1 protein-coding gene is annotated in these 635 nt (G+C 63.6%); it reads right to left on the bottom strand.

Annotated elements, in window-relative coordinates:
• Positions 1-602, bottom strand: a 602-nt coding sequence (locus tag A9X04_RS15095) for a sensor domain-containing protein (RefSeq protein ID WP_067921725.1), incomplete at its 3' end; no start/stop codon positions are given.
• Between the last annotated feature and the right edge of the window lie 33 nt (positions 603-635).

The following is a 635-nucleotide window of genomic DNA, read 5'->3' as shown; positions in this document are numbered from 1 at the left end:
TTGTCCAGAACTGTCGCGGTGGCCGGAGCGCCATTGCCGTATTGGCACACCTGCGCAGTGATGATCACATTGTTCTTCGCGCGCGCCACGTTGGGGCAGACCCAGCCGGTGATCTGCCCGTCCTCCAGTTCCGTTCCCGTCCACCGCACTCCCGTATCGGTCGCGTCGGTCTTCTGGAATCTCCATCGATATTTGCCGCTCAGGTGGATGACGGCATTGCTGCACGCATCGAGACGCTTGGCAAAAGCGTCGCCAAGCAACACCGTCGCTGCTTTGGAATCGACAACCGTCGCAACGGCTTGACGGACCGCATGCTCGTACGTGTCCTTGTCCTCTTTGTAGAGATTGCTCCGCCACGCGGTGTAAGCCACCCCCACCGAGTACGTGTCCGGCGCGATCAGCGGCTCGCACTGCGGGTTACCCTCGTCGACGAAGGCGGCCACGGGCGGGGAGGTCGCGCCGGGCGGAGGTTTGGACGCCCAGTTTAGTTTCGCACCGACAATCTCGTTAATCAGGTCTGGCGCCAAGATCAGCGAATCGATGGCGTCGGCGAGGGTGCGACCGAGGTGGCGTTGTGGCCGCCGCCCTGCCCGCCGCCACACCCAACCGCCAACGCGACCACTACAGCCCCTTGC

The sequence above is a fragment of the Mycobacterium sp. E3247 genome (assembly GCF_001667785.1).
GTDB lineage: Bacteria > Actinomycetota > Actinomycetes > Mycobacteriales > Mycobacteriaceae > Mycobacterium.
Note: the sequence above shows the minus strand (reverse complement) of the source record. Positions and strands in the feature narration are given on the sequence as shown.